A 25627-nucleotide genomic window follows, 5' to 3' on the forward strand; every position below is an offset into this window, starting at 1 on the left:
AAAAAGTAGGATATGATTCTTACAGTCTATTAAATGAATACATATATCTTCTATGAAAGGAAGTTCAGAATGCGTCTACTTGTTTTTCATATTTTCACATGCCTGGCGGTTTTGGGCATTGTTTTTTCCGTGGGTGGAAAAGTTGCTGCGGAAGAAAATACCGTTACCCTAAATGTAGCTGATTTTGGGGCAAATGGATCAGATGAGGTAGATGATACCGCCCTAATTCAGGAAGCACTTGATGCAAATAAAGATGATGGTACACAAACGACCATTGTAGTCCCGAACGGTACCTATTTAATCACTAAAACTCTCAAAATTAATTCTAATACTCATTTACTTTTATCCGAAAAAGCAGTGATCGTTAGGAATAAAACCTTTGGTCCGATGTTACGGAATGCAAATCGTGCACCTGGTTATACAGGCAACGAAAACATCGTAATCGAGGGAGGTACTTGGGATGGGAATGCAATAAAGTTTCCAACAAAAGATAATATGGGTTTTGATAACCTTGAATTTGGTCATGCAAATAACATTACAATCCAAAAGACCAATGTTATTAACAATTTTGGAGCGCATGCCATTGAATTTGCAGGTGTTAAAAATGGGCAGGTACTAAACAGTTCTATCTCGGGCTACTATGAATCTGGAGGAAACCACAAAAAGAAGGAAGCCATTCAGCTTGATATTACACATGATAATATTGTTACGCCCTTTTTCGGGGCCGTGAATTATAACGATGACACACCTTGTCAAAACATAACCGTTCAAGGAAATACAATCGAAAACTATTCAAGGGGTGTTGGGAGTCATATCACAGTAAAAGGGATCTATCCTCAAAACATTGTGATTGAAAATAACACTTTTAAAAATTTAACAGATGAAGCAATTGATGCACTCAACTATAAGGATCTTACAATCAAAGATAATATATTTGTAGATGTCGGTTCAGGTGTGGAATTTACCACACAAACCGTCAATGGGGCCTATGATCCGAATGATACCGCTATTCCCATAAAAATAGAGGATCAATTTTCAATTAAAATTACAGGAAATCAAATTACAAGAGTCCATACAAACCCATTCCAAATTGGCAACGGGATAATATTATCTGGGACAAATGATTACCCAATTAAAGATGTTACGATTCAGAATAATAACATAAGTGACTGTGATGAAAATGGTATTTATTTGAACTTTACAAATAATGCTTTGGTTTCAGGGAATACTGTCAAAGGTTCAAAAAAATATGGGATTGCAGCTCAGCATTATTCCTCTAGCAATTCGATCGATTCAAATATTTTAACAGGGAACCAGAATCATGGAATCTCTATTTTTGATCATTCCAATTCCACTATTACGAATAATGATATTAAGAGTAATAAGGGAAGTGGAATCTCTATTACCTCCTATTCTTCTGATAACAAGGTTGATAATAACAAAATCACAGACAATGGATTGTATGGTGTTGCTGTGAACGAAAATTCTGATCGAAATCTAATTAATGATAATAATATTGTCAATTCAGGTTCTCAAGGGGTTAGGCTTCATGGTCAAGCGCCGACACCTGACCAGTCTAATAAAGTAACAAATAATACAATTAATAACAGTGGATATGATGGACTCATCCTTGAAAATGCGCAGAATTCCGTAATCACTGGAAACACCATTTCTGGCTCTAAGAAAAATGGGGTAATCATTAGCAAGACATCAACAGGCAATACTTTTAATTCTAATACCATTTCTTCAAGCGGCCAAAACGGGATCTCCATTAATGATCACTCATCTGCTAAGGTCATGAATAATAATATCAATACCAGCAAAATAAACGGGATCAGTATTAGCGCCTACTCGAATTCAAGCATTGTGCAAGAAAATACCGTAAAGGATAGTGGACAAAGCGGTGTTTCGGTTATTTCTAATTCATCGAATAACACAATTTCAAAAAATATAATCAATGCGAGCAAGATGGATGGCGTATATGTGGATCATGCAAATGGAAATCAACTTTCGAGTAATACAATCCAGGCACCTGGTGGTTCAGGCATTTCAATCAACAATTATTCACAAAAGAATAAAGTGAATCAGAATCAAGTGAACAATCCAAAATTGCAAGGGATTCAAGTTGCGAACCATTCAATAGCTGATTTGACTACTAATACGATTAATTACGCAGGACAAAATGGAATAGCGATCAGTGCATCTTCATCAGGAAATACGGTAAATAACAGTATTATTTTTTCAAGCACCAAAAACGGAGTCTTAATTTATGACCACTCGGCTGCAAAAATGTCAGGAAATAATATTAGTAAAAGTAGGGAAAACGGGATCAGTATTAGCACGTATTCTAATAACAGCAATTTATATAAAAACGCAGTTAAAGATAGCGGAAGAAACGGGATTTCAATCAGTTCATATTCATCAAAAATTATAGTTGATAGTAATGATATAAATAACAGTGGTAGATATGGAGTTGGCATCAGTGGCGGTTCCGTGAATGATGGTATAAAAAATAATACCGTTACCACATCTCTTAAAGGGATTTCCTTAGTGGGAACGAAGACAAAGCAAGTAAAAACCAATACGATTTCCAGCAATACGGTTAAATCGAGCAAGGCAAACGGGATTTACTTGGCATATGCAAGTGGAAATAAAATTTTTAAAAATAAAATTTACTCATCAGGAAGTTCTGGGATAGCCATTAAGTATTATTCAAAAAAAAACACAGTGGACCAAAACAAACTGGATCATTCAAAAAAACACGGCATCCAAGTGTATTCCCATTCTTCCGCATTCATTACAAAAAATAACATTTATCGTTCATCTGAAAACGGGGTGTCCATCAGTTTCTATTCTAATCACAGTACAGTATCGTCAAACACGATTAAGGATAGCGGGAAATATGGAATCGCTCTAACCAGCCATTCCAGTTCCAATAAAATCGGTAAAAATACGATTGTGAGAAGTACAAAAGGGAAAGTTTATAAAGCGAAATGAAGTGGCCAGGGGAAGGTTCCTCTGGTTTTTTTGTTGGAGAAAAAACAATGAGAATGGTCTTATAGGAAAAAATGCACAATATGACACTCCATACTAAAATAATTGTTTCTTCTAGCAATGGAAAAAAATCTTCCAAGATGGAAGATTTTTTATCTTAAATTGGGATATCCTTGCTGACGCAAAGCCTCATACACCAATATAGCAGCTGTATTCGAAAGGTTCAGTGAACGAACATGTTCATTCATAGGTATTCTCAAAAAGTGATCTTTATTTTTTTCTAGTAAATCTTTAGGTAATCCAGTTGTTTCTTTTCCAAACATAAAATAATGCTCCTTTGATCCATCACTGAAATCAAAGGATGAATGTGGTTTTTCACCAAATGTCTCAATATAGTAAAACTCACCTTGATTTCTTGAAAAAAAGTCATCCAATGAGTCATAATACGTTATGTTTACAGACTGCCAGAAATCTAAACCAGCTTGTTTTATCATCTTTTCATCTGTTGAAAAGCCAAGTGGTCGGATTAAATGCAAGGCAGTATCCGTTGCCGCACAAGTACGTGCAATATTTCCAGTATTAGCCGGAATTTCTGGTTGATATAGTACAACATGAATTGCCAAGAATGGTCACCTCTATCTTATTTTCACTCTCCAAATTATAGCATATTATTATGCAGATTCATGTGGCGGTGGGCTTTCTATGCATTTCTATAAAGTCATTATTTCTTCTTTAGGTAATTGACTTGAATGTTGTTTTTTTATAATAATGACAAATAAGCTTGCTAATAAACAGAACACTCCTGCCAAGAAGAATGCCCACGTGTACGTGTTAAAAAATTTATAGATTAGACCTCCTCCATAAGCAGCTGTTGCAGCACCTACCTGATGAGATGCAAAAATCCAACCATATACGATTCCACTTTTAGTAGTGCCAAAAATTTGTCTTGAGATGCTTATCGTTGGTGGTACAGTTGCAATCCAATCTAATCCATAAAACACCGTAAAGATAACCAGCATTGTAGTGGAACCTTCATTTAATGCATAAGGAAGTAATAGAAGAGAAGCCCCTCTAAAACCGTAGTACCAAAATAATAGCCATCGATTATCGAAACGATCTGAAAGCCAACCGGATAGAGTTGTTCCTACTAGATTAAAGATTCCCATAAACGATAGAAACGAAGCCGCTGTAACTAAGGGTATTCCAAAACTTATACAGTAAGAAACAAAATGTGTACCAACTAAACCGCTTGTTGATAGTCCGCAAATAAAGAAACTACCAGATAATAACCAATATTCCTTCACCTTCACAGCTTCGAATAAACCTTTGAAGGCAATAACAATTGGGTTTTCCTTTGGTCCTTCATTACTCTCTTGTATTTCTTCTTCAAGACCATATGGAAGAATACCAACATCTTTTGGTTTGTTTTTCATAAATAAAAGGATGATTAATAGCATAATGATACTAAGGATCATCATTAAACCAATCGCCGGGCGCCACGAATAATGATCGATAATCGTCGCTAAGACAGGAAGTAATATTAACTGACCTGTTGCTGAACTTGCCGTTAATATTCCTACTGCAAGACCTCTTCTTTTCTCAAACCAATGATTCGCAACATATGGACTTAATACGGTTAAAAAAAGACTTGATCCCAGCCCAATAATAATGCCCCAAATGAGAATCATCTGCCATGATTGATTCATAATGAAGGTAAGAATGATACCTATCAGCAAAGTTGCCATAGATGCAATCATCATTTTCTTTAAGCCAATCACATTAAGTAATGCTGCCATAAACGGGCCAGATATGCCATATAAAAACATACTAATGGCAAAAGCGAGTGCAATTTCAGATCGATCCCAGCCAAATTCCTTTTCAAAAGGGTCAATGAAAACTCCCGATGATGACATGACAATTCCGGCTGCAATAATCGAGAAAAAGGTTATGGCAAGAATAAACCAGCTATAATGTATACGCTTCAAAACTGAATCACCTCTGTTGTCTTCATTTTCTTGATTTTTCTTAATCTTAACTTGAAACTATTTATTAGTAAAATTGAAATTTATGAAGTTATCTATTGATTTTTTTGATACTATACAAGAAAGAACAATGTGAAAATGGGTGAATTGATGGAAATACGCCATTTTGTTACGTTTAAAAAAGTCATTGAATTGGGGAGCTTCACACAAGCAGCAGAACAGTTAGGATACACTCAATCCACGGTCACTTCTCATATTCAGGCACTTGAAGAACATTTAGGAGGACCACTGTTTGATCGGATGGGTCGAAAGGTGAGGTTGACTGATATTGGCAAGAAGTTGTTGCCCTTTACCCAAGAGATTTTAGATACCTATGAAAAAATCGAAAGCATTACCAGTGATGAAGAGGATATAAGAGGGGAGCTAAAGATTGCGGCGCCTGAATCTCTAACGGTATACCGCCTAGAACCTGTATTAAGAGAATATAGAAAGAAATTTCCTCATGTTAAGATCCGATTAAGTAACGCAAGCTGCGGAGATAACAAGAGATTCATCCTTAATGGTAGTGCAGATATTGCCTTTGTCATGCTGCCACAGTTGCAGGAATCAGATTTAGTCGTCCATTCGTTGTTGGACGAACCGATTGTCCTTGTTGGAAGCCCTGATTGTTGTTCGCTGAATACTTTAGATAAAAGCTACGATAATCAAAAGATCAGCGAGTGTTTGATTGTGAACGAAAAAGACTGCAGTTATCGATCAATGTTTGAAGAATACCTTGGAGAACGGGGAATTGTACCTTCGCACAAGATGGAGCTTTGGAGTATAGAGGCGATGAAACGTTGTGTAATGAGTGGGCTTGGTATTGCTTACTTGCCTTTGATGACAGTAAAGGATGAAATTATAGCAGGAAGGTTAAAAATTATTCCATGCGTTGGTGACTTTAAACAGATTTTGTCCCATGTCGTTTATCACAAGAACAAGTGGATTTCCCCGGCGTTATCCATGTTTATCGATATTACCTTGAAACATGCAAAAGACTGGTCATGTGCGGAGATTACTTGTTAGGTGAACTTAGTATTTTTCCTTAAGAAACGTCTTTTTGCTCCAAATATATTTGAAAAAATACAATAGAAAGTTGTAAAAAGGGCAAAATTCACGAGGGTTAAAATTAAAATGACCAGAGGAAGGTTCCTCTGGTCATTTCGTTTAAAAAAATATGGACAGTCTCCACTTACCTTTAGAATTTAACAATTACGCAACTCACATTGTACTAATGTCAATTACGAATCGATATTTGACATCAGAAGCTAAGACACGTTCGTAGGCTTCGTCAATTTGATCGGCTGAAATGACTTCAATCTTTGGAGCAATGTTATGTTCTGCACAGAAGTCTAACATCTCCTGAGTCTCCCGGATGCCTCCGATCATTGAACCGGCAAAGGAGCGGCGATGACCGATTAAATTAAATACGTTTAATGACAGCGGTTCTGCTGGTGCACCAACGTTTACAAGAGTGCCATCAAGATTGAGCAAACCTAAATAGGCATCCAAATTAATCTTCGCACTTACTGTGTTAATCATTAAGTCAAAGGTTCCGGCCAGTTTTTCGAATGTTTCTGGGTCACTTGTCGCATAGTAATGGTCTGCGCCTAATGCCAGACCGTCGTCCTTTTTCTTCAATGTTTGTGACAAGACAGTTACTTCGGCACCCATGGCATGTGCAATTTGGACAGCCATATGACCAAGACCGCCCATACCTACAACCGCTACTTTCTTACCTGGACCGGCCCCCCAATGGTTTAGAGGTGAATATGTAGTAATACCGGCGCAAAGTAATGGTGCTGCAGCGTCAAACCCAATGCTGTCAGGAATTCTGACTACGAAGTCCTCTGTTACAACTATGTGGGTAGAATAGCCACCTTGAGTAGGCTCGCCGTATTTGTCAACACCAGCGTAGGTAGGGACATTTCCTTTGAGACAGTATTGTTCTTCTCCTTTACGGCAGTTCTCACAATCGCCACAGGAGTCAACCATACATCCGACTCCAACCCGGTCACCGACCTTGTACTTCGAGACCTCTGTTCCTACATCTGTGACAATTCCCGCAATCTCGTGTCCAGGGACGAGTGGATAGTTCACGGGACCCCATTCGCCATGAGCAGTATGGATATCAGAATGGCAGATGCCGGCATATTTAATTTCAATCAGAACATCATGCAAATCAAGATCACGTCTTTTAATTTCAGCCACTCGAAACGGTTTGTCTGGACCATCGACAGCTCGTGCTTTAGCAGTTATCATGAATAAAACCTCCAATAATTTTTTCAAGAGAATGCGCTTGTTCGGGGTATTATTTTAAATTCCCCTAGATTCATTACTCTTTTTTTCTCTTGCAAAAACTAGAATAATCCCTATAGTTAACTCTAGGTCAAGCGATAAGGTTTTAAGCATAACTCCACAAATGATTTCGTTAAGCTTTGACATTTTTCATACAGCATGATAGCATGCTTTCGAACATAGAGTTAACTCGAAATCTATATCATAAAGAGTAGGAGATAGATGATGAAGACATATTCGATCAGCGAAGTTGCAAAAGAATTGAATCTCACAGTATATACCTTGCGTTACTACGACAAGGAGGGACTTATGCCTTTTGTTGAACGGACACCCAGCGGAACACGATTGTTTAAAGAATCCGATATCGGTGCTTTAAAAGTAATTGAATGCCTGAAATCCACAGGGATGCCTATTAAGGAAATAAAAAATTTCATTGATTGGTGTTCTGAAGGGGATTCCACCTTGCAACGAAGATATGAAATGTTTCTGGAGCGAAAAGCGAATGTAGAAGCACAAATGGAAGAACTAAAAAAAACCATGGAAGTCATCGAGCATAAATGCTTATATTATAAGACTGCATTGGATGCCGGAACAGAAGATATTCATAAAAATGATAAAATAGAGGTTTCCAATCATAATTAACAGAGGAGAGCCACAAGTACTTCATACATGTCTATATGAAGTACTTGTGGCTCGTTTGTATTATTTACTACCTGGGTGAAATCAAGAAAGAGCTCTAAAATTATTTTTTTACAAAAAATTTTTCCCTTGATTTAGAGTTAACTCTAACGTTTATACTTACTCCTGTCATGAATGCTGATTAAAATTAAAGGAGTTGTTTTTTTGACTAAACCAAATCATTTGTTGATTTTCATATTAACTATAGGAGTATTCGGTATCTTAAATACCGAAATGGGGGTTATTGGGTTATTGCCTTCCATTGCTGATCACTTTCATGTCAGCATATCAAAAGCAGCATTGCTTGTTAGTCTCTTTGCTCTGACTATTGCTGTATCTGGACCAACGATGCCGTTATTGTTTTCCGGGATCAATCGTAAGAAGGTCATGTTACTTGTATTAGGTGTTTTCGTTTTAGGAAACATTGTATCCATCTTTACATCTAACTTTACGATTCTCCTAATTGCCCGTATCATTCCAGCCTTTTTTCATCCAATTTACTGTTCTTTGGCATTTACGGTAGCTGCTTCCTCGGTAAGTAAAGAAGAGGCTCCAAAAGCTGTTTCTAAAATATTTATCGGAGTATCTGCTGGTATGGTAGCCGGTGTACCGATCGCCAATTTTATTGATAATGCCGTTTCGTATGAAATGGCGATGGCATTCTTTGCTATTGTTAATTTTGTTGTTTTGATTGCTACATTGATTTTTGTACCAACTATGCCAGTGGAAGAAAGACTTTCTTATGGAACACAACTTTCCGTATTGAAAAAACCTATTATATGGTTTTCCATTGTTACCGTCATTTTGTTAAACTCAGCAATCTTTGGCGTTTATAGTTATCTTGCTGAATATCTGAAAACTGTAACGAATATGTCTCCGAATACCATAAGTTTAACGTTATTCATCTTCGGTGGAGCCAATATGATTGGAAACATTGTTGCAGGAAAGTTGCTTACGCATAGTGCCACCAAATCTGTAGTATCTTTTCCTGTGTTATTGGGTGCTATTTACATCATTTTTTTCTTCACAGGACAGTTTAGGATACCTATGGCAATAATAACTTTAATTTGGGGAATATTGGCTGGAGGAATAATGGCAAATATTAATCAATATTTGATTGCGTCTTCAGCTCCCGAAGCACCTGATTTTGCCAATGGCTTATTTATATCAGCCTGTAACGTAGGAACAACATTAGGTGCAGCAGCAGGCGGGTTATTTATATCAGGAATGGGTACACAATATGTTGTATTGGTCGGAATCCTATCATTGGTCCTAAGTTTGGTAACTATTTTAATTAGAAACTACATGTTTACTCCTGCACAACAACTGTCTAGCTAGGAATATTCTTTAAGGGGATCCTTGTTCATGATTTGAAAGAACAGTGATCCTGTTCTTTCTAATAAAATAAGCTTAATGATAAAAAGATATTCACTTCACTCACCATAGGAGGATTCCGCCGCCTATGGTGTATTTCTTTTATCAACAATGAATAATATTAGAGCATTAAAATAAAAAGTTATTGACAAAAAAAATTATAAGTATTATTATTATCTCATATTCAAGATAATTAAATTCAAGATTTGTTAAGGGGGGATTAAATTACTGAATGGGAAATGCAATAATTTGCTCTTTCGGATATTAATGCAAAAATCTAAAGCAATTCATGATTGAATAAGCGCAATTTTTTTTAGAATAATATCTCGAATTCGAGATAAAATACAAGGAGGAAATAAAGATGATAAATATTGGATTATTAATCATTCGTCTGGTAATTGGAGTATTGTTCATGGGACACGGTGCTCAGAAATTGTTTGGTTGGTTCGGTGGATATGGATTGAAAGGAACCGGTGGATGGTTTGAATCCATTGGCATGAAGCCCGGGATAACCATGGCTCTATTTGCAGGATTAGCAGAACTTGTTGGGGGTACATTGTTTGCTTTGGGATTATTAACACCACTTGCAGGAATTATGATTGCGGGAACCATGGTAATGGCGATCGCGAAAGTGCATGGTGCAAACGGAATATGGGCAACATCAAATGGTTATGAGTATAACTTAACTTTGCTTGCAGTGGCAATGGGTATAGCTTTAGTGGGTCCTGGCCAATATGCTTTAGATGCATTTTTATTCTAAGTACTTTTACTCATTACAAGCGAACAAAAGAACGTAATTAATCTTTTGACAGGAGTGATTAGGAGATGGAACTTTTAGGACTACATCATGTATCAATATTAACAGGAAAAGCGGAAAAAAATTATGAATTTTATACAAAAATTTTAGGAATGAGATTGGTAAAGAAAACCGTCAATCAAGATAATACAGAATCTTATCATCTTTTCTATGCTGACGCGGAAGGAACCCCAGGGACTGACGTGACGTTCTTTGACATTCCTCATCTTGGAAAAACATACAGGGGAACATCAGATATTTCTACTGTATCACTAAGGGTGAAAAATTCGGATTCATTGTTATTTTGGAAAGATCGTTTTAAACAATACGAGGTTGAACATGATGATATTCAAAAAAGAGCAAATCGTGATACTTTGGCTTTCAGAGATTTCGAGGGGACTCGTTTAATCCTTGTCGCCGATAACGATGAAAAAGGTGTGCGAGCAGGGGTTCCTTGGCAAAGGGATGACATTCCATTGGAACATGCCATTATTGGTTTAGGACCTGTAACTCTTACGGTCTCCATTGCAGAACCAACGATCGGTGTTTTAACAGAAGTAATGGGTTTTCGATTTGTCGGTTCCTATCCATCACTTGAGGGGGATTATCCCGATATCTTGATTTATGCGACGGGCGAAGGCGGCAGTGGTGCGGAAGTTCATATTGAAACAAGGACTGATTTGCCAAGAGTTCGCTTAGGTCGCGGAGGTGTTCACCATGTTGCCTTTCGTGTTCAGAATGAGGAAGAATATGAACAATGGGCAGAGCGTTTAAAAGAGTACCGGTTACCGAATTCAGGGAAAGTGGAACGGTATTACTTTAAGGCCTTGTATTTCAGGGAACCAAACGGTATTTTGTTTGAATTATCAACGGATAAACCGGGATTTGCGACAGACGAACCAATGGAAACAATGGGAGAAGCACTGGCACTTCCACCATTTTTGGAACCAAAACGAAAAGAGATCGAAGAAAAATTACGTCCATTAATTTTAAATTAAATCTGACTTCCTAGGAGGAATATATAATGAACCATTTAAAAGGAATACACCATGTAACAGCGATTACAAGCAGTGCGGAAAAGAACTATGAATTCTTCACGTATGTTTTAGGTATGCGCTTAGTTAAAAAAACCGTAAATCAAGATGATATTCAAACCTATCATTTATTCTTTGCAGATGATAAAGGCAGTGCAGGCACAGACATGACTTTCTTTGACTTCCCTGGCATTCCGAAAGGTGTACATGGTACAAACGAAATTTCAAAGACTTCGTTCCGTGTACCAAGTGATGCTGCACTAGACTATTGGGTAAAACGTTTTGAGCGCCTAGAAGTAAAGCATACTGGTATTAAGGAGCAATTTGGCAAGAAAACTCTTTCTTTCGTTGATTTTGATGATCAAAACTATCAATTGATTTCAGACGAATTCAATAAAGGGGTAGAATCTGGCACACCTTGGCAGAAAGGTCCAATTCCATTAGAATATGCGATTACTGGTTTAGGACCTGTTTTTGTTCGAATTGCGAATTTTGATTACTTTAAAGAAATGATGGAAAAAGTTCTATTATTTAGAGAGACAGATAAAGAAGGGTCATTCCATTTATTTGAAGTGGGGGATGGCGGGAATGGTGCCTCTGTTATTGTAGAGTATAATGCCATTCTACCTGGAGCCCGCCAAGGTTTTGGGACGGTTCACCATGCGGCATTCCGTGTAGAAGATCGCTCTGTTTTAGAAGAATGGATTGAACGAATGAATGGTTTTGGATTTCATACTTCCGGTTATGTAAATCGTCACTTTTTTGAGTCATTATACGCAAGAGTGGCACCGCAAATTTTATTTGAGTTCGCTACAGATGGTCCTGGTTTTATGGGTGACGAACCTTATGAAACGCTTGGGGAAAAATTATCTTTACCACCATTCTTAGAGCCTAAACGTGCAGAAATTGAAAAATTAGTTCGCCCAATTGATACAGTAAGAAGTACAAAGGAATTTATCAAAGAATAAAAGGAAAAAGCGCATCAACTGGTGAGATGAGTAAGCGTTATGGCTTTAATTATTTTGATAAGCACGATGATGACTCTGGAACATTAGAACGCAAGAAGAAAAAGTCATTTTATTGGTATAAAAACGTTATCGCAACAAATGGTGAGGAGCTTTAATCGAATTTATAATTACTATTTAAGAGCTACTAAAGATAGCTCTTTTTTATTTTATAATCAATTTGGAAATATGTTAAAATTAAGAAAATATAAATACGGGGGGATTAAGTAATGAGATTATATTTAGATGTTTTTGAAAACGACCAACCAGCTATTCATTCCTAAGTCGAGGGATGAATTGTTACGATTAAAATCATGCCTCGTCTTAGGGAAAGTTCATTTAAATTCCCTTTTAAAAAGACGGAGGTATTATAATGAAGCAAAATTTAATTGGAGCAATCTGTTTATCTTTAGCCGCAAGCATGTGGGGCGGTATGTATGTAGTCAGTAAATATGTATTAGGTTATATTCCACCGTTAACCCTGGTATGGGTACGGTATGTTATAGCGTTTGTTTTTTTGTATATTGTATTAAAAATGACTCAAATAAAAAATGGTAATCGCACCGTTATTAAGAAAAATGATTGGTTCCTATTAGCTTGGATTGGTTTTATAGGGTACTTCGTATCCATTGCTTTCCAATTCATTGGCACAAAATTATCTGATGCACACACTGGAGCTTTGATTACATCCGCTACACCAGCTTTTATTGTGGTCTTTGCACGATTTATATTAAAGGAAAAACTGACCGTTAGAAAGATTATTTCTGTTTTATTAGCAACATTTGGAGTTGTTATTGTAATTGGTTGGGATACAAAGGTTGGAACTTACTTAACAGGAAGTATCATATTGGTGGGAGCCGCAGTCACTTGGGCGTTATTATCAGTCTATGTAAAGGTTGCTTCTAAACGTCTTTCTTCCTTAATCATAACGACTTATGCTGTATTATTTGCACTTATTTTTACTACACCGGCAATGATATGGGAACTTCAAGCGAATGATGTATATTATCAAAACATTCTAATCATTGTAGGAGTTATTTATCTTGGAGTAGTTTCAACTTCTGGAGCATTTTTTCTTTGGAATAAAGGTATGGATTTAATGGATGCTGGAATCGGCTCATTGTTTTTCTTTTTCCAACCACTTGTAGGTTCTTTTTTAGGATGGCTCTTGTTAAAAGAAAAATTAGACGTAAACTTTTTTATTGGTGGTTTTATCATAATGATAGGTGTCGTGATCGTTACCTTAAAAAAGAAAAAAACGATGTAAAGGTTAAGCGCCCGATCTGATAAATAGACGGAAAAATTCCGCTTATTTAGTAATTATTATTAAAACTAGCTTCAATAGGCGGAGAGAATCCGCCTATTGGCTCGAAAAAGTTCTAAAAGGGGAGCTTTTCCTTTGCATAACCGGAAAACCTCCCCATATATACCCCGAAACGAGCTTCATTCTGCATCTAACCGAAAAATCTCGCTTATTTTACTTATTTAATTGATAAATTAGAGCCTAATTTGATATTTTTTTCTTGTTTTTACACCCTAAAACAGAACCTGTTAGTAAAAGCAGGGGGATAGAATTTTCTGTCCTCTTTTGTATTTAAATTCCTATAAAAATAAAAACTGAAAAAAGGCTGAGCCTTTTAAGGCTAAATGAGTATCGTTAACTTTTCAGAAGTTTTATAATCCTGCAATAATATACTATAGGCATTTAATTTGAAGATGTATTATTACATGAGAAAACCTTGAAAGGAGTTTTTTCTGATGAATATTACATCTTTTTTAATTTACTGTATTATTGTTACTTTTACACCAGGGCCAACTAATATCGTCATATTATCCACCGTGCATCATTTGGGGACGAAGAAGGCACTGGAATATACGTACGGAGCAACGATTGCATTTGGTATATTACTAGTTATTTCCGCTATGTTGAATACATTGCTGATAACGATCATACCTAAAATTTTGATTGTTATACAGATCATCGGAAGTTTTTATATGTTCTATCTTGCTTATCAAATCTACAAAGCGGATACATCAAAACCAACTGTAAACCAATCTGGTACCTTTAAATCAGGTTTCCTTATGCAGTTTTTAAATCCAAAGGTGCTCCTTTTTACCATGACTGTCATTCCTAGCTTTATTATGCCGCACTATACCGCAATGCCTGCGGTGACTATAAGTGTTTTCACCATAACGCTTATTGGATTTTTGGCATTTATTACTTGGGTTCTTTTTGGTTCAATCTTCAAGAAGTTTTTACAGAATCATAGTAAGATTGTTAATATATTAATGGCTTTGTTTTTAGCATATTCCGGAATAATGATATGGTTGTAGGGAAGTTAAATAAGAGGTGAATTTAATGGATAAATTTATCTATAAAAAATCAGCAGGTGTTACTGCCTTGTCAGCAAGTATGACTGATTTTACTTATAAAAAGCATTCCCACCAGGAGTATGCTATTGGGGTAACCTTGCGTGGTATTCAACAATATAACCTGGATGGCAGCTTACAATTATCCTATCAAAATGGTGTAATGCTTTTTAATCCAGAACAGGCACATGACGGAATGGCACATGATCATAAGGCAGGACTTGATTATGTTATGCTATATATTGAGCCGCAATTGCTTTTAGAGGTTATGGAGAAGAAGGATAAAGTGCTTTTTCCGACCCCTATTGTGTATGATCATAGACTTGAACAAAGAATATTAAGTCTTGCAAAAGCAATATTACGCGAAAAAGATGAGGCAATGTGCAGTGAATTACTCTTATCCCTCACAGATAGCCTTATTCAAACTAATCTTTCTATCGATAAGAAGAAAGATAATGTTCTAATTAGAAAAGCAAAAGAGATGCTTCATGCCAACTTAGGAAATGTACTAAAACTTGATGAGATATGTAATGAGCTTAATTTATCGAAATTTCAGTTTATCAGATTATTTAAGTCTCATACCGGAATTTCACCATTCCAATATTTTCTTAACTGCAAAATAGAACGTGCAAAGCAGTTAATAGAAAAAAACGGAGATATATATTCAGTAGTAGTGGATTGTGGTTTTGTTGATTTATCTCATTTAAATAAACATTTTAAAAGCGTATACGGAACAACAGCATTTGAATATTTGTCACATATTAATTGAGGAGGAGTTTTGTATTTTAGGAGGAAAAGCTTAATGAAAACATCCAATATTATTTTCTTTGAAACAAAATTCCCAAGCGCAAACATGATCTTGATTAAGGATCAGCTCCCAATCCTTATTGACACTGGTTTTGGGAGTGATACGAAAGAAACAGAACGATTAATGAATGAAGCAGGCGTATCACCAGAAGAGTTACACCTTATTGTGAACACGCATTATCATAGTGACCATGTAGGAGGCAATTTTCATCTTCAAAAAAATAAAAGTGTTAAAATTGCTGCACACAAATGGGATGCTGATTTAATTAATGGATGTGACCCTGAAGCCTGTAGTGCAGATTGGTTAGATCAGCCTGTAGAACCTTATCGAGTCGATAAAAAGCTAAAAGATAACGATGAGATCAATACTGGAAGTAGAACCTTGAAAGTCTTGCACACACCGAGATTCCAATTTTGCTCGATGAAATGATTCGTTCCGGAGCAGCAAGCTGGCACAATAATCATTTAATCGCCGCCATCCCATATCAAACACCACTAAAGAAATGGATGAGTACCAACATAAAACCAAGAGATTGGAAACCTCTAGATTTTCTCACATAACTCCATCCCAATACTTCACTGACGAATCAGTCTCTTTATTACTTACAAAGCCGGATAGTTGAATATTATGTTATTTTTTGTAATATTCAGATTGCCATTACCCAAACAATATAAAACATTGAGGGGGAATTTATATGCCATTAAAAGAAGGAGATATCATTACTTTTGAACGGAAGTTTACTGTAAGGGACGTTGAATTATTTACAGAGATTTCAGGTGATGAAGGGATTCATCATATAACTCCAGATGAACAGGGAAGACTTGTTGTTCAAGGGTTATTAACGGCCACTCTACCAACAAAAGTAGGTGGAGATCATAACGTATTGGCACGTACTATGAATTTTGAGTTTTTACGACCTGTGTTTACAGAAGATACAATAATATGTGAAGTTAAAATTGAAAAATATGAAAGACAAGAAAATAATAGAACCGCTATTCTTGCATCCTTTTTATGTAAAAATCAGAATGAAAAGGAAGTATTAAAAGGGGATTTTTCAGGTGTTATACTGTAGATACGCCGCGGGTTTAATAAATTTTCTTGCAGTTAATATAAACTAACAATTCCTCATCACTAGTTATTACAAGAAACACGCTTGAAATACCAAGCATGTTTCTTGTGTTTATCCAGGGGTGCCGCCAGTTCCTTATATTAATTACCAGATTGATCTGTTCCTTGATCTGAGCCGCTATTTTGAGAATCACCCGCACCACCGTCTTGATTTTGTTGGGTATTTGCATCCTTATTATTGCTACAACCTGAGGCAGCTCCTACCAAGATGAAAGACGCCAATACTCCAAAAACCCATTTCTTTAAATCTTTCATTTTTAAATTCCTCCTTGATTGTTTTAATTTTTGGTACACTCCCATCATACAAAAATGCAGAGAAAATAGAATAAGGGTAACGGACTCTTAACTGATTATTAACAATTTTCATAATATTTTACCGAAATATTAAAAAGACTTAGTTCAATCTATTCTTATTATTGAATTTATTAGTCTTTTCTTCCTAAGGAAATTTTTAAAAAAGGGGAAACACCGTCATTTAGAAATTCTTTTGGAGTTTGATTAGAAAAAAGTAGAAAAATCAAAAGAAGAGATGTTTGTTTGTTGTTTTGCTTGTTTAAATGTACGTTTTATTAGGTTTTGTTCACGTTTGTTTCGCCTTTAAACGTTTTAATTTTCTTTTATGGGTTCTTATCGCTGTTTCCTTATCTTTTAAACTTGTTGTAACCACACCATTGCTTTCTACTACCACCAAATTATTAATTCCGCCTTGATAGTTTTGGTAGGAAATATACATAATAAAGATCATCCTTTCATTTAGAATAATTTTTGTTTTCCATAATTAATATGGTTATATCTTAAGGTTAGTTATGATAATTCTAACCTTTATTTTTTTAGTTTAGATTTAAATTCTGTAAATTTCTTATAAATTGTTAACCATTTAATATCTTCAGCTATCACTTAAAGCTAATAACGATAACCAGTTAAAAAAAGGATCGCCAAGATATATATAGGCGATCCTTTATATTTATATAGAATTTTAATAAATTTTTTCAGGCGGTATAAGTGAATATTATTATTGTTTATGATGCCATTTTTGAATGTGATCATGTTCATAGTGATGATCGAAATGAGTAGCCCTTCCTCCTCCAAAGCCAATCAATACTCCGAGAGCAAATAGGCATACTGAGTAGACTAAAAGGCGTTTTCTTTTTTGACGAAAATTACTGAATTCAGCTTTTAATTCATGTTTAATTTCATGTTTAATTTCATTTTTTAGAGTGTGACTATTTTCTTCGAGCTGTTCTTGAGTTTGTTCTTGAGGCTGTCCTTGAGGTTCATCTGACATTTTCCCTCACCTCCTTTATCCAAAATATATGGATAAAAGAACTTCTCATTTCTTAACGAATTGTTAAATTTTTATGAACTTTTTAATATTGTTTGGTTAGTTCTTACTAGATATTTTATTTACTTACGAAAAAATCATTTCGACAAGTATACTGGCTGTTATCACCTACCTGACAACTCCCGCCACTAAAGCAGTGGGGTTCTAAGGTACTAATACACTTTTCAACAGTACCCTTATCTGAAGGAGATTTTGACCAAGATATTGATAAACCAAATAACCTGAGTCCTGTTGAGATAGAGACTCAGGTTTATTTGATTTCTTTAAAAATGCTGTTCAATTATTCTAGGTTTCTATCTAACAATGCCCCCGTTTGTTCTGCCATAATACGAGCTGGCAATGGCATACCATTTTTGAACCACCATTCCACTGCCCCAACAACCGCCGAACCAAAAAATTGAAGAATCACGTCATCACTTAATCCTTGATTTTTTCCTTCGGTTGAATTCACTTCAGCTTTAAACTCTTCAATCACTAAATCAAGAAAGCGACTACGGAAATAGGGTGCACCTTTACTTGCTAACATCGTTGAAAAAAATAAATAATGACGCTCAAAGTATTCGTACCAGACATAATTTCCTTCTTGAAACGTCATCTCAGAGGCCAATTGGCACAGTTCTCGGAGATTGTCCATATGTTCTTCAATCATCCTATCCAGGAGGTCGTATTTATCCGTGTAATGAAGATAAATGGTTCCTCGATTCACATCTGCTCTGTCCGCAATATCCTGAATGGTAATGTCATCAAAACTTTTTTCAGACATCAGTTCAGTTACAGCATTTTTTATCGCTATTTGGCTTTTGGCTATTCTTCTATCTACTTTAGACATTTTATTTCTCCAATCACTCTAAAGATAATGAACAATTTTAATGGATTTGTTGAGTAATCAACGAATTGCGTTCATTTAACCATTGAAAGTATGAAAAGCTTTTTTATAATTATAAACAGTTGTTGATTAATCAATCAATATTAATTTTTCAAGCATTATGTTGCAGCGAACTTTTGGATTAAAAAAAGTAAATGAACTTGAAACAGGAGGCTTATTTATGGATCGCATTGAAAAGAGCAAGGAAAAATACAACCAGCTATTTGGAAATGGAGTTCCAGCCGCATATGCTACCGATCCTGATTTTCAGGACATTCTTAGCCGCTTCATTTTTGGAGAGGTTTTCTATCAAGGAAATCTAGATGACAAGCAACGTGAGTTGATTACTTTGGCAGTGCTTACCACGAACCAGACGCTGCCTCAGCTCAAGGCACATGTAATTGCCGCACTGAACGCCCAGCTGACACCTGTGGAAATAAAAGAGGCCGTTTACCAGTGTGCTCCCTACATTGGATTTCCGAAAACATTAAACGCCATCAATGAAGTCAATGAGGTTTTCAAAGCAATGAATATTGCTTTACCCATTGAAAGTCAAAAGACTGTAGATGAAGATGATCGTTTTGAGAGGGGACTTGCTGCTCAGGTAGAGATTTTTGGTGAGATAATCGCAAAAATGCGTGAGGCTGCCCCAGCAAATCAAAAGCATATGCAAGATTATCTTTCTGCTTTTTGCTTCGGAGATTTCTACACCCGCGGGGGACTTGATCTAAAAACACGAGAGCTGTTGACACTCTGCATCGTAAGTAGCTTAGGCGGCGCAGAAGGTCAAGTAAAGGCACATGTGCAGGGTAACAAAAATGTAGGTAATGACAAGGAAACATTGATCACCGCCATCACTCACTGTCTCCCATATATGGGATTTCCAAGAACACTGAACGCACTAGCGTGCATCAATGAAACGATTCCAGAAAAATAAGAAATTTAACATTTCAAAGGAGACAAAAGCATGTTTAACGAAACATACAAATTAGCAAATGGTATAGAAATTCCAAAAATAGGTCTTGGTACCTGGCTGCTTGATAATGCTCAGGCGGCACAGGCAGTGCTTGATGCGATATCGATCGGATATCGTCATATTGATACTGCTCAGGCTTATATGAATGAAGCTGGTGTAGGCGAGGGAATCTGTTCCAGCGGTGTTGCAAGAGAAGAACTTTTCATCACGACAAAGGTTGCTGCAGAAGCAAAGACCTATGATGCAGTTACGCAGTCCATTGATGAGTCTTTAGCAAAGATGGGACTGAATTACATTGACCTTCTGATTATCCACAGCCCACAGCCTTGGGTAGAGTTCCGTGAGGAGAATCGTTACTTCGAGGAAAACAAAGAAGTATGGAAGGCAATGGAGGATGCTTATAGGACAGGCAAGGTAAAGGCTATCGGTGTTTCTAATTTCCTTCAGGATGATGTAGAGAATATTCTTGCAAGCTGTGAGATCAAGCCTATGGTAAATAAGATATTGGCACATGTGAGCAATACTCCTTTGGAACTAATTGAATTCTGCAAGAAGAATGACATCCTTGTAGAGGCATATTCACCAATTGCGCACGGTGAAGTTGTCGATCATGCAAAGGTTAAGGTAATAGCGGATAAGTATGGAGTATCTGTTGCTCAAATTTGCTTACGTTATGATATCCAGCTGGGTCTTGTAGTCATTCCTAAGACTGCAAATCTGAATCACATGAGAAACAATTTAGAGCTTGATTTTGTCATCAGCGATGCAGATATGGAAACGTTAAAGAATGTAGAGCACATCCAGAATTATGGTGAGCATAGCTTCTTCCCGGTATTTGGCGGGAAATTAAAATAAAATAGGTAATGTCGTTAAATAACATTTTTTTCACCCAACAGTAGCCATGACGTAATGCTACCTTATGTTTTTTAACAAAAGAGAATCTGGAATTTCAAAGGGGTGAAAAGCAAAAATATGAAAAACACTTGGAAAATTTACTTGCTTGCCTTGATAACGTTCATGGTTAGTACATCGGAGTATGTCATTGCAGGCATTCTGGATGAAGTAGCTGCCTCCAATCACGTTTCGGTATCAGCAGCAGGACAACTGATCACCGTATTTGCGATTGCGAATGCGGTTGGTTCTCCTCTCGTTGTGATGGCAACGACAAAATTGAATCAGCGGAAGTTATTGATATTTTCTCTTATTTTAATGGTGCTTGGCAGTGTAATGACTTTTACGCTTCCTGGCTTCGGTTTTCTAATCGTCTCACGGATTATTCTTGCTTTAGGAAGTGGAGTTTTTGCCATTGCTGCGAAGACTGCTGCAGCTAAAATAGCACCGCCCGAGAAACAAGCTAGTGCTATTGGTACCGTTATTATTGGGTTTAGTGCAGCCATCATCATTGGTGTACCAATTGGTCGTGTTGTAGCGCTCCTCTACGATTGGAAGCTAATCTTCGTGGGGATCGGTGTTCTTAGTTTACTAGCAATCTTCGTTATCATCCGAACGATTCCGGCCACGATTAACGGGTCCACTGTTCCTCTGGGCAAGCAACTTGCTTATTTAAAGAACCCGAAAATAGTAATGGGCCTTGGTGTAACGTTCTTTTGGCAGTTAGGATATGGGGTGATGTATTCGTATATTGCACCATTCCTACTAACCATTACAGCAATGAGTGGACGAGAAGTGAGCGGTGCCCTGTTTGCGTTTGGTATCGCAACTTTAATAGGTTCCAAGTTTGGTGGATTTATGACGGATAGGATTGGAAACCCCAAAACTCTTGTTGGCGGTTTGATTGTCCATTGTTTAGCTCTTGTCTTACTCTCTACCATCGCCAGGTCAACTTTTGTTGCCATTCCGTTGCTTATGCTTTGGTCCTTTTCGGCATGGTCGTCTGGGCCAGGTATGCAATATAACCTGGTATCGCTTGCTCCTGAAGCTTCTGGAATTATGCTTAGCTTATATGGCTCATTCATACAGTTAGGGATAGCGGCAGCGGCAGGAATTGGTGGTATTGCAGTAAAAAGCACATCCGTACTATCAGTGAGCTGGATCGGGGCTGCATCAGTGGCCATTGCTGTAATTATTGCGGCGGTTTCATTTAGCCTTAATAGAAAAGTGGCGAATTACGAGAAAGTCGTTTAATGAAGGAGTTACTAAAATCTACAAATTAGATTGATTTGTTCATAATCAACAAATTGCGTTAAATGAAAGATTGGAAGACTCCTGTTTCTTTTTATAAATACAAACAGATGTTTAAACAAGATAATCTTCCGACGGTTCCTAGAACTGATTATGTTGCAAATAAGGATGCAAATTAACCTTATATTAATAAAAGAACGAATAAATAATGGAGGTATATAATGGAATTTCGTACAGTAGGAAAAACGGGAATCCAGGTTTCAAATTTATGTTTTGGTGCAATGTCTTTTGGCGGGGACGCTGATGAAGAAACATCTAAAGCCATGTATAAACGTTGTCGGGAAGCTGGTATTAACTTCTTCGATACTGCCGATGTTTATGGGCGTTCTGAGGAAATTCTAGGAGAATGTATTGCACATGAAAGAGACGAAATCGTACTAACGTCAAAAGTGTTCTGGAACACGGGTGCTGATGTAAATGCAAGAGGTTTGTCTCGAAAACATATGATGCAAGGGATTGAAAATAGCCTGCGTCGCTTAAGGACAGATTATATTGATTTTTATTTCGTCCATGATTTTGATGAACAAACTCCAATGGAGGAAACGCTGCGAACACTCGATGACTTGCAGCGTCAAGGAAAGATTCTTTATCCAGCAGTAAGCAATTGGGCAGCATGGCAAATCACAAAAGCATTAGGAATTTCTGCAAAAGAGCAACTTTCTCGTTTTGAATTAATCCAACCAATGTATAACCTCGTTAAACGCCAAGCAGAGGTTGAAATTTTACCAATGGCTGCTTCCGAACAAATTGGAGTCATTACTTACAGCCCACTTGGTGCTGGACTTCTTTCAGGAAAATATGGAGTGAACAAAAGTCCTGAGCAGGGGCGCCTTGTACAAAATGCCCGCTATCAAGACCGTTACGGTGCAAATGAAGATTTTATCACGGCTGAACACTTCACCAAATATGCAAAAGAGCATGATGTGAAACCTGCAACTTTAGCCGTTGCTTGGGTAAAAGCAAATCCTGCTGTTACTGCCCCAATTATTGGTGCACGTAATTTAAACCAGTTGGAAGATTCATTAGCTGCTGCCGATTTTAAAATGACACCAGAAATGTATACTGAAATCTCCAATTTATCAAGAATACCTGCACCTGCAACAGACCGAGGAGAGGTATTAACTGGTAAATGGAAATAAGGGTTACAAAGCCTTTATGAAGTGGTTTGGAAGGATGTATTCTGTACATCCTTCTTTTTTAACATTTAAGATTGGAAGTCTCTATCAGTTTTTGGCTTAATCAAGCTGGCAATTAGAAAGTAGCAAAAATGATTCAAACAATGAATTAGGTTTGCATATGATTGGCATCTACTCACAAAAAGGATCCAACTATGAAAGAGATATTGAAGTATAATATCAATTCATTTATTGCATTCAATCAAGGAGTTTAGTCCAATATAAAAATAATCAACACTAAGAAGGGGTTTTGAAGTATGACAACATTTCATGAAATGGGCATTAGTGAACCCATTCAAAGAGCAATTACGGATATGGGATTTGAGGAAGCATCCCCAATTCAAGAGAAAGCCATTCCCATAGCTTTGACAGGTAAGGATATAATTGGTCAAGCTCAAACAGGTACAGGAAAGACGGCTGCCTTTGCCATACCGATCTTGGAGAAAGTAGATACGAGCAAAAAATATGTTCAGGCGATTGCAATTGCACCGACAAGAGAATTAGCTATTCAGGTTTCAGAAGAGATCAATCGGTTATCGAAATACATGGGCATAACTTCTCTCCCAATTTACGGAGGTCAGTCAATAGATCGTCAAATCAAGGCCTTAAAAAAGGGACCTCACATTATTACGGGAACACCTGGAAGACTTTTGGACCACATTCAACGTAAAACACTGAAGTTAGATCGCATTTCTGTGGTGGTTTTGGATGAAGCAGATGAAATGTTAGATATGGGCTTTTTGGAGGATATCGAACGAATCCTCAAAGAGACCCCTGAAGAAAAACAAACCTTGTTATTCTCTGCAACCATGCCCAAACCGATTCAAAATCTTGCGGAAAGATTTATGAGCAATCCAGAGTTAGTAAAGATAAAAGCGAAGGAAGTTACCTCTCCAAGTGTAAAGCAAATTTATTATGAGGTAAATGAACGAGATAAATTTGATGTACTTTGCCGTCTATTAGACGTGGATAACCCGGAATTAGCGGTGATTTTTGGAAGAACCAAAAGACGCGTAGATGAATTAAGTGATGCATTGAATAAAAGAGGGTATCTTGCGGATGGGTTGCACGGAGATTTAAATCAACGACAGCGAGATGTCGTGATGAATAAATTTCGTGAGGGCACCATTGATATTTTAGTTGCGACCGATGTGGCTGCGAGGGGAATTGATGTTTCAGGGGTAACTCACGTCTACAATTTTGACATTCCTCAAGACTCGGAAAGTTATGTTCATCGAATTGGTCGAACAGGGCGAGCAGGAAAGACGGGGGTAGCTATTACATTTGCAACACCGAGGGAAAAGGGACAGATTCACAGTATTGAAAAAGCATCGAAAGGTAGGATCGAGCGTAAATCTATACCGACAGTAGCGGAGGCAATGGAGTCTATACAGCGAGCGGCAGTAGAAAATATGATTCAATTGGTTGAAGAGGAGGATTACACACAGTTTAAGCAAGCTGCAAGCGAATTGCTCGATCAATATGATTCGATAGCATTGGTTTCAATTGCATTGAAATTGTTGTCGAAGGAACAGCGGGATGTTCCCGTTCAGCTGACCTCCGAGGCACCGAGATATGCCAAGAAACCAAAGACACAAGAGAAATCAAGGAGAAACTATAAAGGGAATAGGGACTTTGGGGGAAAAAGGGGAAATGGTAAACGGAAAAAAACCTCCATGTCCTCTCAGAAAAAAGAAAGGATAATAAAATGAATAAAAGGAGGATGATATTTGCTATCATCCTCCAATGCCAAATCATTTGTCGAATTGACGAAAGCTGTCATATCAACCCAAAATATAAAATTGCACAAAACGGAACGATTTAATAAAAGGCGAGGACTTATTTAACTTCCCTTAAGCCCTTCCCTTCAAGAATCTCTTGAATACCTTCTTCACAAACTCCATATGAACGCCAGAAACAAGTTTCACACACAGTTTGAATATCGGAGGGTACGACATACTTTTGGATGTGTGACTCAACGTCCTCCCAATTCAGAACTTGCCCGATTTTTAGCTCCAATTTCTCTAAAATAACGGCATCTCTTTCATAAATATTATCGTGTTGGCAGTGATATTCACCGGAGTTGGGGTACTTTTCACACAAATAATCAGGTTCATTTACAAGCTGAATACACGTCTTGGGGTCGTTTCTTAAGGTTTGATGCAAACGTGTCATATTTTCCACGTATTCTTTGGAATAGCCCATTCCACGATATCCAAGAAGGCAAAAAAGATGATGACCTCGTAGCTTATACATAAATTTCCCCCAGTTCGATAATATTTAAATGTTAACTAAAAGAATGGAAAGGTTAACACACTTATTCATCATAACATATCACACTTGATAAGCTGAGAAATTTTTATTTAACTTGCACATCTCCTTGGCAGTTGATTGCAGTACAGCTTATCAGGCGACTTATGTATCAATAATTCATGGGGAATGAACTAAAATATTTCAGTGATTAGCTACCTGATTCACCAGGGTTCACCGCAACGCTTTTTAAAATGCATACACAAAAAAGGGACGGAATATCCGTCCTCAGGCTGTCGAAATACCTTGGAC

The 25627-nt window shown here is 37.1% G+C and carries 25 protein-coding genes and 1 pseudogene; 18 read left to right on the forward strand and 8 right to left on the reverse strand.

What is annotated here, in order from left to right; genetic code table 11:
• Window positions 1-69: 69 nt before the first annotated feature.
• The gene (locus E2K98_RS23920; RefSeq protein ID WP_165976358.1) at window positions 70-2997 is read left to right on the forward strand and encodes a right-handed parallel beta-helix repeat-containing protein; all 2928 of its coding nucleotides are present in this window, start codon (window positions 70-72) and stop codon (window positions 2995-2997) included.
• 149 nt (window positions 2998-3146) lie between these two features.
• Here the strand turns inward: E2K98_RS23920 and trmL are convergent, their stop codons facing one another.
• The gene (gene trmL, locus E2K98_RS23925; RefSeq protein WP_133338650.1) at window positions 3147-3617 is read right to left on the reverse strand and encodes a tRNA (uridine(34)/cytosine(34)/5-carboxymethylaminomethyluridine(34)-2'-O)-methyltransferase TrmL; all 471 of its coding nucleotides are present in this window, start codon (window positions 3615-3617) and stop codon (window positions 3147-3149) included.
• A gap of 87 nt (window positions 3618-3704) precedes the next feature.
• A complete protein-coding gene (locus E2K98_RS23930) occupies window positions 3705-4979 on the reverse strand; it encodes an MFS transporter (protein WP_133338652.1) in 1275 nt (424 codons plus the stop codon).
• A gap of 147 nt (window positions 4980-5126) precedes the next feature.
• Here E2K98_RS23930 and E2K98_RS23935 point away from each other — a divergent pair, with 147 nt between their 5' ends.
• Entirely contained in the window at window positions 5127-6041 is a 915-nt protein-coding gene (locus tag E2K98_RS23935; RefSeq protein WP_235824919.1) for a LysR family transcriptional regulator, read from the forward strand.
• A 195-nt stretch (window positions 6042-6236) separates the two neighbouring features.
• Here the strand turns inward: E2K98_RS23935 and E2K98_RS23940 are convergent, their stop codons facing one another.
• Window positions 6237-7277 (reverse strand): NAD(P)-dependent alcohol dehydrogenase, encoded by a 1041-nt coding sequence (locus E2K98_RS23940; protein ID WP_133338656.1) that lies wholly within the window; start codon window positions 7275-7277, stop codon window positions 6237-6239.
• Window positions 7278-7538: 261 nt separating this feature from the next.
• Here E2K98_RS23940 and E2K98_RS23945 point away from each other — a divergent pair, with 261 nt between their 5' ends.
• The 11 genes and pseudogenes from E2K98_RS23945 to E2K98_RS23995 all read left to right on the forward strand — a co-directional run bounded on the left by E2K98_RS23945 (window position 7539) and on the right by E2K98_RS23995 (window position 16449).
• A complete protein-coding gene (locus E2K98_RS23945) occupies window positions 7539-7955 on the forward strand; it encodes a MerR family transcriptional regulator (RefSeq protein ID WP_133338657.1) in 417 nt (138 codons plus the stop codon).
• 201 nt (window positions 7956-8156) lie between these two features.
• Window positions 8157-9329 (forward strand): MFS transporter, encoded by a 1173-nt coding sequence (locus tag E2K98_RS23950; protein ID WP_133338658.1) that lies wholly within the window; start codon window positions 8157-8159, stop codon window positions 9327-9329.
• Between the two features lie 397 nt (window positions 9330-9726).
• Window positions 9727-10125: a DoxX family protein gene (locus E2K98_RS23955; RefSeq protein WP_133338660.1), complete on the forward strand. Its 399-nt coding sequence runs from the start codon at window positions 9727-9729 to the stop codon at window positions 10123-10125.
• Between the two features lie 65 nt (window positions 10126-10190).
• A complete protein-coding gene (locus E2K98_RS23960) occupies window positions 10191-11159 on the forward strand; it encodes a ring-cleaving dioxygenase (protein WP_133338662.1) in 969 nt (322 codons plus the stop codon).
• A 26-nt stretch (window positions 11160-11185) separates the two neighbouring features.
• Complete coding sequence (locus tag E2K98_RS23965; protein WP_133338664.1) at window positions 11186-12163, forward strand: ring-cleaving dioxygenase; 978 nt, start codon at window positions 11186-11188, stop codon at window positions 12161-12163.
• 8 nt (window positions 12164-12171) lie between these two features.
• Window positions 12172-12318, forward strand: a pseudogene (locus tag E2K98_RS23970) (family 1 glycosylhydrolase); the annotation flags it as partial.
• 254 nt (window positions 12319-12572) lie between these two features.
• Entirely contained in the window at window positions 12573-13466 is an 894-nt protein-coding gene (locus E2K98_RS23975) for a DMT family transporter (protein WP_133338666.1), read from the forward strand.
• A 491-nt stretch (window positions 13467-13957) separates the two neighbouring features.
• Entirely contained in the window at window positions 13958-14533 is a 576-nt protein-coding gene (locus tag E2K98_RS23980; RefSeq protein WP_133338668.1) for a LysE family translocator, read from the forward strand.
• A 25-nt stretch (window positions 14534-14558) separates the two neighbouring features.
• A complete protein-coding gene (locus E2K98_RS23985; protein ID WP_133338670.1) occupies window positions 14559-15338 on the forward strand; it encodes an AraC family transcriptional regulator in 780 nt (259 codons plus the stop codon).
• A gap of 33 nt (window positions 15339-15371) precedes the next feature.
• Window positions 15372-15806: an MBL fold metallo-hydrolase gene (locus tag E2K98_RS23990; protein WP_235824920.1), complete on the forward strand. Its 435-nt coding sequence runs from the start codon at window positions 15372-15374 to the stop codon at window positions 15804-15806.
• A 265-nt stretch (window positions 15807-16071) separates the two neighbouring features.
• Complete coding sequence (locus E2K98_RS23995; RefSeq protein WP_133338672.1) at window positions 16072-16449, forward strand: hotdog domain-containing protein; 378 nt, start codon at window positions 16072-16074, stop codon at window positions 16447-16449.
• Between the two features lie 137 nt (window positions 16450-16586).
• Here the strand turns inward: E2K98_RS23995 and E2K98_RS31165 are convergent, their stop codons facing one another.
• The 4 genes from E2K98_RS31165 to E2K98_RS24005 form a co-directional block, all read right to left on the reverse strand.
• Window positions 16587-16760, reverse strand: coding sequence for a hypothetical protein (locus E2K98_RS31165; RefSeq protein WP_165976356.1), 174 nt, complete (start codon window positions 16758-16760; stop codon window positions 16587-16589).
• Window positions 16761-17085: 325 nt separating this feature from the next.
• Window positions 17086-17238: a hypothetical protein gene (locus E2K98_RS31170; RefSeq protein ID WP_165976359.1), complete on the reverse strand. Its 153-nt coding sequence runs from the start codon at window positions 17236-17238 to the stop codon at window positions 17086-17088.
• 279 nt (window positions 17239-17517) lie between these two features.
• Window positions 17518-17790, reverse strand: coding sequence for a hypothetical protein (locus E2K98_RS24000; RefSeq protein ID WP_133338674.1), 273 nt, complete (start codon window positions 17788-17790; stop codon window positions 17518-17520).
• Window positions 17791-18127: 337 nt separating this feature from the next.
• Window positions 18128-18676, reverse strand: coding sequence for a TetR/AcrR family transcriptional regulator (locus tag E2K98_RS24005; protein WP_133338676.1), 549 nt, complete (start codon window positions 18674-18676; stop codon window positions 18128-18130).
• A gap of 217 nt (window positions 18677-18893) precedes the next feature.
• Here E2K98_RS24005 and E2K98_RS24010 point away from each other — a divergent pair, with 217 nt between their 5' ends.
• From E2K98_RS24010 to E2K98_RS24030, 5 genes are all read left to right on the forward strand, one after another.
• Window positions 18894-19649, forward strand: coding sequence for a carboxymuconolactone decarboxylase family protein (locus E2K98_RS24010; RefSeq protein ID WP_133338678.1), 756 nt, complete (start codon window positions 18894-18896; stop codon window positions 19647-19649).
• Window positions 19650-19679: 30 nt separating this feature from the next.
• Window positions 19680-20543, forward strand: coding sequence for an aldo/keto reductase (locus E2K98_RS24015; protein ID WP_133338680.1), 864 nt, complete (start codon window positions 19680-19682; stop codon window positions 20541-20543).
• 117 nt (window positions 20544-20660) lie between these two features.
• Window positions 20661-21833 carry an MFS transporter gene (locus E2K98_RS24020; protein ID WP_133338682.1) on the forward strand — a complete coding sequence of 391 codons (1173 nt, stop codon included), beginning with the start codon at window positions 20661-20663 and terminating at the stop codon, window positions 21831-21833.
• A 218-nt stretch (window positions 21834-22051) separates the two neighbouring features.
• Complete coding sequence (locus tag E2K98_RS24025) at window positions 22052-23029, forward strand: aldo/keto reductase (protein WP_133338684.1); 978 nt, start codon at window positions 22052-22054, stop codon at window positions 23027-23029.
• Window positions 23030-23322: 293 nt separating this feature from the next.
• A complete protein-coding gene (locus E2K98_RS24030; protein WP_133338686.1) occupies window positions 23323-24777 on the forward strand; it encodes a DEAD/DEAH box helicase in 1455 nt (484 codons plus the stop codon).
• 127 nt (window positions 24778-24904) lie between these two features.
• Here E2K98_RS24030 and E2K98_RS24035 read toward each other — a convergent pair whose 3' ends face one another.
• A complete protein-coding gene (locus E2K98_RS24035) occupies window positions 24905-25321 on the reverse strand; it encodes a DUF1284 domain-containing protein (protein WP_133338688.1) in 417 nt (138 codons plus the stop codon).
• Window positions 25322-25627 lie beyond the last annotated feature (306 nt).

This window comes from Bacillus salipaludis (assembly GCF_004358205.1).